The sequence below is a fragment of the Cedecea sp. AS113 genome, from assembly GCF_037152415.1.
GTDB lineage: Bacteria > Pseudomonadota > Gammaproteobacteria > Enterobacterales > Enterobacteriaceae > Cedecea.
In genome coordinates this window covers 182,698-191,179 of record NZ_JBBCMI010000009.1, presented here as the reverse complement: position 1 = coordinate 191,179, position 8,482 = coordinate 182,698, and the positions used below count along the sequence as shown (strand labels likewise).

General features: G+C 57.2%; 8 protein-coding genes. 4 read left to right on the top strand and 4 right to left on the bottom strand.

Annotation, left to right across the window (positions count from 1 at the left end; translation table 11 throughout):
• Positions 1 to 95: IS1 family transposase (locus WFN87_RS13365; protein WP_000306640.1), on the top strand; the 95-nt coding region annotated here is incomplete at its 5' end.
• 10 nt (positions 96 to 105) lie between these two features.
• Here WFN87_RS13365 and WFN87_RS13360 read toward each other — a convergent pair.
• The 3 genes from WFN87_RS13360 to WFN87_RS13350 form a co-directional block, all read right to left on the bottom strand.
• Positions 106 to 459 (bottom strand): hypothetical protein, encoded by a 354-nt coding sequence (locus WFN87_RS13360; RefSeq protein ID WP_336983076.1) that lies wholly within the window; start codon positions 457 to 459, stop codon positions 106 to 108.
• 132 nt (positions 460 to 591) lie between these two features.
• Positions 592 to 1,944 (bottom strand): glutathione-disulfide reductase, encoded by a 1,353-nt coding sequence (gorA, locus tag WFN87_RS13355; protein WP_336983077.1) that lies wholly within the window; start codon positions 1,942 to 1,944, stop codon positions 592 to 594.
• A gap of 118 nt (positions 1,945 to 2,062) precedes the next feature.
• Positions 2,063 to 2,905, bottom strand: a complete 843-nt coding sequence (locus WFN87_RS13350; RefSeq protein WP_008458656.1) for a 23S rRNA (adenine(2030)-N(6))-methyltransferase RlmJ — start codon at positions 2,903 to 2,905, stop codon at positions 2,063 to 2,065.
• 195 nt (positions 2,906 to 3,100) lie between these two features.
• Here WFN87_RS13350 and WFN87_RS13345 point away from each other — a divergent pair, with 195 nt between their 5' ends.
• From WFN87_RS13345 to rsmJ, 3 genes are all read left to right on the top strand, one after another.
• Positions 3,101 to 4,372, top strand: a complete 1,272-nt coding sequence (locus tag WFN87_RS13345; RefSeq protein ID WP_336983078.1) for an acid phosphatase — start codon at positions 3,101 to 3,103, stop codon at positions 4,370 to 4,372.
• A 153-nt stretch (positions 4,373 to 4,525) separates the two neighbouring features.
• Entirely contained in the window at positions 4,526 to 6,568 is a 2,043-nt protein-coding gene (gene prlC / locus WFN87_RS13340) for an oligopeptidase A (protein WP_336983079.1), read from the top strand.
• An 8-nt stretch (positions 6,569 to 6,576) separates the two neighbouring features.
• Entirely contained in the window at positions 6,577 to 7,329 is a 753-nt protein-coding gene (gene rsmJ, locus WFN87_RS13335; RefSeq protein ID WP_085540213.1) for a 16S rRNA (guanine(1516)-N(2))-methyltransferase RsmJ, read from the top strand.
• Positions 7,330 to 7,903: 574 nt separating this feature from the next.
• On the opposite strand, the gene uspA is transcribed toward rsmJ, so the two are convergent.
• Positions 7,904 to 8,341 (bottom strand): universal stress protein UspA, encoded by a 438-nt coding sequence (gene uspA / locus WFN87_RS13330; RefSeq protein ID WP_008458645.1) that lies wholly within the window; start codon positions 8,339 to 8,341, stop codon positions 7,904 to 7,906.
• Positions 8,342 to 8,482 lie beyond the last annotated feature (141 nt).

Genomic DNA, 8,482 nt, shown 5'->3' with positions numbered 1-8,482 from the left:
CACGGCTGGGACGGAAGTCGCTGTCGTTCTCAAAATCGGTGGAGCTGCATGATAAAGTCATCGGGCATTATCTGAACATAAAACACTATCAATAAGTTGGAGTCATTACCGAAATGAAGGTGAAATTTCTTTTTTTGCCCACGATGGATTAAGTAAGTCATTGGGCGATAAGTATAAGTTGCCGTCATCGTCCAGGACTTTTGCATTGAGCGCGGCGGCGATATCCAGCATTTTGCAATACAACGTCTGAGCAGGCGATTTTGCAGAAATATTTCCTGCATGCCAGTCCAGCCAGTTAATTTCATCCCCTCGCCAGATGACATGATAGGGTCCATTTATGGGAGAGAAACTGAGCTCAGGATCGTTATTTACATACTGAATCCATTCTTCTGCAAGAATAGGATTGCTCTCCCCATCCCATGCATGTTCCGTCCTGGTGATATGCATTTCCCAGCCCATAATATATCTCCGCTTTGTACATTATTTTTGATATCAGTTTATGCAGAGATAAATATCATGGCTGGATGTTTTTCCACAGATATAAAAAAAGGCCAGAGCGATCTCTGACCTTTTAGGCGTTTCCCTGGGGAATTAACGCATGGTGACAAACTCTTCCGCTGCGGTCGGGTGGATCGCCACGGTGTTGTCGAAGTCTTTCTTGGTTGCGCCCATTTTCAGCGCTACGGCGAAGCCCTGCAGGATTTCATCCATGCCGAAGCCGATGCCGTGGATCCCGACGATTTTCTCGTCCGGGCCAGCACAGACCAACTTCATGCGGCACGGCTGGCGGTGAGAGGTCACCGCGGTGTACATGGCGGTGAAGGAGGATTTGTAGACCTTCACGTTATCGTCGCCGTACTGCTCACGCGCCTGCGGTTCGGTCAGGCCCACGGTGCCGATTGGTGGGTGGCTGAACACCACGGTCGGCACGTTGCTGTAGTCCAGATGCTCGTCCGGCTTGTTGTTAAACAGGCGCTCGGACAGGCGACGACCGGCGGCAACCGCCACCGGGGTCAGCTCAACCGCACCGGTGTTATCGCCCACGGCATAAATCCCCGGCACGTTGGTGTTCTGGAACTTATCTACCTTGATGTAGCCTTTGGCGTCCAGCTCAACGCCGGTTACCTGCAGGTTGAAGTTGTCGTTAGCCGGTTCGCGGCCGATCGCCCAAATCAGGGTGTCGACGGTTTCCGACCGGCCATCTTCCAGCTCAAGCGTCAGGCTGCCGTCTGCATTTTTCACAACCGCTTTCGGAATCGCGTTGGTGTGCAGGGTTGGGCCTTCTGCTTCGATGACTTCCAGCAGCGTTTCAACGATCAGCGGGTCGAAGGTGCGCAGCGGCGCATGTTTGCGCACGAACAGGTGCGTTTCAGAACCCAGAGCGTTAATCACGCCCGCGATTTCCACCGCGATGTAGCCCGCGCCCACAACCGCCACGCGTTTTGGCAGGCCCGGCAGCTCGAAGAAGCCGTCGGAGTCGATGCCGTACTCAGCGCCAGGGATGTTCGGGTGGCTTGGGCGGCCGCCGGTAGCGATCAGAATATGGTCTGCGGTGATGGTTTCGCCGTTAACTTCCACGGTGTGGGCATCAACGAACTTCGCAAAGCCGCGGATCACGTCCACTTTATTCTTGCCCAGTACGTTGTCGTAAGAGGTATGAATACGGTCGATATAGGCGGTGCGGCTGGCGATCAGCTTGTCCCAGTCGAAGTGGTTCAGCGTGGTGTCAAAGCCGTAGTCCGGGCCGTAGTTGTGGATCGCTTCGGCGATCTGCGCCGCATGCCACATCACTTTTTTAGGCACGCAGCCGACGTTCACACAGGTGCCACCCAGATCCTTCGCCTCAATCAGTGCGCATTTCTGCCCATACATTGCCGCACGGTTAATCGAGGCGATACCGCCGCTGCCGCCGCCAATGGCGAGGTAGTCATAATGTTTGGTCATGATGTTTCCCTTTTGAGTCGAAAATTAGGCGCGATTGTAGCGCGCCGGGATAAAGGTTCTACCGATTACTGTGATAGCCACGTCATACTTCAAGCTGCAGCGGCATTGGCTAGCTTTCTTATTCAGGCACAATCCAGCTCAGCGTGGTGGAGCCGGTACCCGTTGGCACCAGCTTTTTGTGCAGCCACGGCAGCACGTTCGCCATTTGCTGTTCCAGCTTCCACGGTGGGTTAATCACAATCATGCCGGAAGCCGTCATGCCGCGCTGGTCGCTGTCCGGGCGAACCGCCAGCTCGATCTGCAGGATGCGGCGGATGCCGGTCTCTTCCAGGTCGCGGATCATGCGTTTGATTTGCTGACGCAGCACCACCGGGTACCACAGCGCGTAGGTGCCTGTGGCAAAACGCTTATAACCTTCGGCAATCCCTTTCACCACGTCCTGGTAGTCGGTTTTGATCTCATACGGTGGGTCGATGAGGATCAGACCGCGACGGGAAACCGGCGGCAACTTGGCTTTCAGCTGCTGGTAGCCGTCGGCGCGCTCGACGCGGGCCCGGTCGTCTTTCTGGAACTCAGAGCGCAGCAGCGGGAAGTCGGACGGATGCAGCTCGGTCAGCTGCAGGCTGTCCTGCTCGCGCAGCAGGTGGCGGGCAATCAGCGGAGAGCCAGGGTAATAACGCAGGTTGCCGCTGCGGTTCAGATGCTTCACCGCGCCAATATAGGCTTCCAGTTCGGCAGGCAAATCGTCCTGCTGCCAGATGCGGGAGATACCTTCCAGATACTCGCCGGTGCGCTCCGCATGTTCGCTGCTCAGCTGGTAACGCCCGGCGCCTGCGTGAGTGTCGAGATAGAGAAACGGTTTCTCCTTCTCTTTAAGCGATTCAATAATCAGGCTTTGAACGGTGTGTTTTAGTACGTCGGCATGGTTACCGGCGTGAAAGCTGTGGCGATAGCTGAGCATGAGGGATGGTGTTCCGCAAATAAGAAAACAAATTTCCCACAGTTTACCGCAGATTGCGGCGGATTACCGCCCGGGCGCGGCGCTGTTTCAGTTGGGGAGAAAGCGTTTCAAAACATAACGGTGTCATAAAAATGTCAAATCACCAGGATAGCGTCGCTGCCAGGCAAGGTAATCGTTTGAATAAAAGGAAAAATAATGAAACTTCGTATTTCTGTGCTGGCCGCCGCGTTAGCCGTCTCTCTGCCCGCGCTGGCGAAAGATGTGTCTCTTCCTCAGGCCGCGGCGATAGCCAATAGTGTGACCCCGGCCAACAGCAGCCAGGCGTTTGATGAGATTGAAATGCAGTCTCTGGCGGCGTTGCGCGCTGCCCTGAAAGGCGATGCGGATAAACTGACCCGCGACCAGCTGGATAAAGCGAAGCAAAGCAAAAAGCTGGCGGATACCGCCTGGCTGAAGGCGAGCGGCTATGACTTCCAGACGAAAGCTAACCAGAAGGCAGGTATTGAGCTGCTTTCTGCCTTCAGCAAGTTGCCGGACTCGGTGATTAAGCAAAACCTTGAAACCGTCACCAACATCAACCTGAACGCCGTGCAGACTTCGCGCCATCAGGCGCTGGCGGATGCCGAGGGCATCAAACACCTTTACTTCCTGAGCGATGCCATGGGGCCGCGCCTGGGGAAAGCCTTCCTGGCCGCCTACGATAAAGGCGAGCTGAGCAAAGCCGCGGCGCTGATTAAAGCCTCCGAAGTCAGCACCAGCGCAGCGAAGAAGCACTTCAATAACCCGCGTCCGTTCCTGATCCAGGGCAACACCATTCACCTCGTGCCGGACGATGTGGTGATTAAAGACAACAAACCGTACACCGCAGACGGCGGCTCCTTCCCAAGCGGCCACACCAACACCGGCTACACCGACGCGCTGCTGATGGCCGAAATGGTGCCGGAGCGCTTTGAAGCCCTGGTTGAGCGCGGTGCGCGCTACGGTTACTCGCGCATTGTGCTGGGCGTGCATTACCCGCTGGACGTGATGGGCTCCCGCATGGTGGCGCAGCGCAATGTCGCCAACTACCTGAACGACCCGAAATACCGCGCGTTGTTTAACGAAGCTCGCGATCAGCTGCGTACCGCGCTGGAAAAAGAGTGCGGCACCACTTTGGCTGAATGTGCGAAATCTTCCGCAAAAGACGATCCGTACCGCGCCCCGGCGATGAAAGAACTTTACCGCTTCACCATGACTTACGACCTGCCGCAGCAGAAGGGTGAGAAGCAAGCCCTGAAAGTACCGCAAGGGGCGGAAGTTTTGCTGGAAGCCGCGCTGCCTAAGCTTTCCGCCTCCCAGCGCCGCGACCTGATGGTGAAAACTGCGCTGCCTGCGGGCTACCCGCTGTCCGGCACGACGGCAGACCAGCAGTTCTGGCAGCGCCTGAACCTGCCTGCGGCCTACGCCATGGCCACGAAATCCCACTGATTTATCCCCCGGGGCAGCGCCTGCTGCCCCATTTCCCGGCGACCGCAGCGCAACGCCCGGGATTGAAATTCGCTACACTTAACCCCATGCTAGACTCCATGCACAAAGCGCCGCTTGAGCGCTTCTCTCTCCCTTTTAATCAGGAACGCGCTTATGACCAATCCTTTACTGACCTCTTTTGAGCTGCCGCCGTTTTCCGCCATCAAACCGGAGCATGTTGTTCCGGCCGTGACTAAAGCGCTGGACGACTGCCGTGCGGCGGTGGAAAGCGTGGTTGCGCAGGGCGCGCCTTATAGCTGGCAGAATCTGGTTCAGCCGCTGGCAGAAGTGGACGATCGCCTGGGCCGCCTGTTCTCCCCGGTCAGCCATCTGAACTCGGTACAGAACAGCCCGGAGCTGCGCGAAGCCTATGAGCAGACGCTGCCGCTGCTGTCCGAATACAGCACCTGGGTTGGCCAGCACGAAGGCCTGTATAATGCCTACCGCGACCTGCGTGACGGGGCGAACTACGCCAGCCTGAGCGTCGCCGAGAAGAAAGCGGTGGATAACGCGCTGCGCGACTTCGAGCTGTCCGGGATTGGTCTGCCAAAAGACAAACAGCAGCGCTACGGGGAGATCTCCGCTCGCCTGTCCGAGCTGGGATCTACCTACAGCAACAACGTGCTTGATGCCACTATGGGCTGGAGCAAACTGATTACCGACGAAGCCGAGCTTACCGGGATGCCGGAAAGCGCCCTGGCCGCAGCGCGCGCTCAGGCGGAAGCCAAAGAGCAAGACGGCTGGCTGCTGACCCTGGATATCCCAAGCTACCTGCCGGTGCTGACCTACTGCGACAACCGTGCGCTGCGCGAAGAGATGTACCGCGCCTATTCCACGCGCGCTTCTGACCAGGGCCCGAATGCCGGGAAGTGGGATAACACCCCGGTGATGGAAGAGATTCTGGCGCTGCGCCACGAGCTGGCTCAGCTGCTGGGCTTTGGCAACTACGCGGAAAAATCCCTGGCCACCAAAATGGCGGAAAACCCGCAGCAGGTACTGGAGTTCCTGTCAGACCTGGCCAAACGCGCCCGTCCGCAGGGTGAAGCCGAGCTGGCTCAGCTGCGCGCCTATGCGAAAGAGCATTACGGCGTGGAAGAGCTGGAGCCGTGGGACATCACCTGGTACAGCGAAAAACAGAAACAGCATCTCTACAGCATCAGCGACGAACAGCTGCGCCCGTACTTCCCGGAAGAGCGTGCGGTGAATGGCCTGTTCGAAGTCGTGAAGCGCATCTACGGCATCACCGCCAAAGAGCGGAAAGATATCGACGTCTGGCACCCGGACGTGCGCTTCTTCGAGCTGTATGACGACCAGGGCGAGCTGCGCGGCAGCTTCTATCTCGACCTCTACGCTCGCGAGCACAAACGCGGCGGGGCGTGGATGGATGACTGCGTGGGCAAAATGCGCCGCGCCGATGGCTCACTGCAAAAACCGGTGGCCTATCTGACCTGTAACTTCAACCGCCCGGTGAACGGCAAACCTGCGCTGTTTACCCACGATGAAGTGATCACCCTGTTCCATGAGTTTGGTCACGGCCTGCACCACATGCTGACCAAAATCGAAACCGCGGGCGTGTCCGGTATCAACGGCGTGCCGTGGGATGCGGTCGAGCTGCCGAGCCAGTTTATGGAAAACTGGTGCTGGGAGCCGGAAGCGCTGGCGTTTATCTCCGGCCATTATGAAACCGGTGAATCTCTGCCTGTTGAGCTGCTGGAAAAAATGCTGGCGGCGAAAAACTACCAGGCAGCGCTGTTTATTCTGCGTCAGCTGGAGTTCGGCCTGTTCGACTTCCGCCTGCATGCGGAATTCAACCCGGAGCAGGGGGCGAAAGTGCTGCAGACGCTGGCCGAAATTAAGAAACAGGTTGCCGTGGTGCCGGGGCCGAGCTGGGGCCGCTTCCCGCACGCCTTCAGCCATATATTTGCCGGTGGTTACGCGGCGGGTTACTACAGCTACCTGTGGGCCGACGTGCTGGCGGCGGACGCGTTCTCTCGCTTTGAAGAAGAGGGTATTTTCAACCGCGAAACCGGCCAGTCGTTCCTCGATAACATCCTGACCCGTGGCGGTTCGGAAGAGCCGATGGAGCTGTTCAAACGCTTCCGCGGGCGCGAGCCGCAGCTGGATGCGATGCTGGATCACTACGGTATTCAGGGTTAAGCCACCACGTGAAAATCTGTTTACTGACTGAAGCAGGCGCCGACTCCGGCGCCTTATCTGTTTTGAGCGAGCGCTGGCAGCTCGAGCATGATGAAGAGGCGCTGATGGCGCTGGTGCTGACGCCTGAAAGGCTGGAGTTACGCAAACGCGACGAGCCAAAGCTAGGCGGCATTTTTGTTGATTTTGCCTCCGGCGCGATGGCGCACCGCCGTAAGTTTGGCGGCGGGCGTGGCGAAGCGGTGGCAAAAGCCGTGGGCGTGAAGGGCAGCTATCTGCCGGACGTGGTTGACGCGACGGCGGGGTTAGGGCGAGATGCCTTTGTGCTGGCGTCCGTCGGTTGCCGCGTGCGGATGCTGGAGCGCAATCCGGTGGTTGCCGCGTTGCTGGATGACGGCCTGCGCCGTGGCTACGAAGATCCTGAAATCGGTGGTTGGCTGCAGGAGCGATTGCAGCTGATTCATGCCTCAAGCCTGACGGCGCTCAGCGATATCACGCCGAGACCGGATGTGGTGTATCTCGATCCGATGTTCCCCCACAAGCAGAAAAGCGCGCTGGTGAAGAAAGAGATGCGCGTTTTCCAGTCTTTGGTGGGGCCGGATGAAGATGCAGACGGGCTGCTTGCCCCAGCCAGAGCGCTCGCGAAGAAAAGGGTCGTTGTGAAACGTCCGGACTACGCGCCGCCGCTGGCCGACGTCGCCACGCAGAATGCGGTGGTGACCAAAGGGCACCGGTTTGATATTTATGCCGGGACGCCGGAGTAATCGAGCTGTGACAGCCCCTCTTCCTCGGTGGGTTTTGGTCACAACTATACTCTATGAGGAATCGGCTAACGTTCCGTTCACTTCCAGCCCTGTTTTATCTGTAGCGCCTTCACCGTTGAACGTCTTAGGGGAGTCACCGTCACTCCCCTAAGAACCCGGACTCCCGGCCAAATAAATCGACCGCGTGAGCGGCAGACCTCCGTTTTATCTCCCAGTCCTGGGTCGCCTGAGATGCGTTCCCGACGCTCTCAGCCTCCGGCCGTTCCCGACGGCCGGCCCCTGGCCAGTCGGAGAGAAAACGGAGGCGATTTAAGCCGGAACCGTGCCTCGCTTTAAACCCGCAGTCACGCAGAACGTCAAAGTCGCTGCAAGTCCTGCAGCAATACTCTTGCTCCCGGAAGATTATGAAAATAAAGCATTACTAAGAGGCCGTGATGCAAGGGAGGGGGGGAAACCAAAGATTTAATCTCGGTTCAGTCCCCTTTTGGCGGAAGCCCCAGAGTGAGGGTCAATACTTATCTCAATTCAATCCCCTCTCCCCTTTGGGGAGAGGGTTAGGGTGAGGGCAATACCGTTACTCGTCTTCTTCATCACGCAGTGGAACAATCAGCATATCCACATGCACGGTATTGATCAGCTGGCGTGCAGAGGACATCAGCTTGCTCCAGAAATCCTGGTGGTGACCACAAACCACTAAATCCATATCGTATTTTTTAATGGCATCGACCAGCACCTGGCCCAGATCGCCGCTGCCGCTCAGGGTTTCGGTAATCGGGTAACCTGCCCCGGTAGACAGCTCGGTGAGCGCGTGGTGAGTCTCTTCGGAAATGCGTTTCTGCATATCGCCCAGATTGACATCAATCAGCCCGGTATACAGATCGGAGTAATTCACATCGACATGAATCAGGGAAACTTTCGCGTTGTAAGGCCGAGCCATGGAGACGGCTTTTTCTACCAGGACTTTACTCTCAGGGGAGAGGTCAACCGCGATCAGAATGTGTTTGTAAGCCATAATGTTACTCCTTCCATAAGTTATCGATGACTCTCGCCGTCATCTTTTAAACCGTAGCGGCATGAGCTACGGTCACCCGATCTAAAGACTTCAATTGTAGATGGTATTTCGCTTTTATCGAACCTTCTTCAGCCCGACAAT

Excerpts from the sequence above, each read along its gene's own strand:
- WFN87_RS13360 (WP_336983076.1), bottom strand. The coding sequence starts at position 459 with ATGGGCTGGGAAATGCATATCACCAGGACGGAACATGCATGGGATGGG.
- uspA (WP_008458645.1), bottom strand. The coding sequence starts at position 8,341 with ATGGCTTACAAACACATTCTGATCGCGGTTGACCTCTCCCCTGAGAGT.
- WFN87_RS13350 (WP_008458656.1), bottom strand. The coding sequence starts at position 2,905 with ATGCTCAGCTATCGCCACAGCTTTCACGCCGGTAACCATGCCGACGTA.
- prlC (WP_336983079.1), top strand. The coding sequence starts at position 4,526 with ATGACCAATCCTTTACTGACCTCTTTTGAGCTGCCGCCGTTTTCCGCC.
- gorA (WP_336983077.1), bottom strand. The coding sequence starts at position 1,944 with ATGACCAAACATTATGACTACCTCGCCATTGGCGGCGGCAGCGGCGGT.
- WFN87_RS13345 (WP_336983078.1), top strand. The coding sequence starts at position 3,101 with ATGAAACTTCGTATTTCTGTGCTGGCCGCCGCGTTAGCCGTCTCTCTG.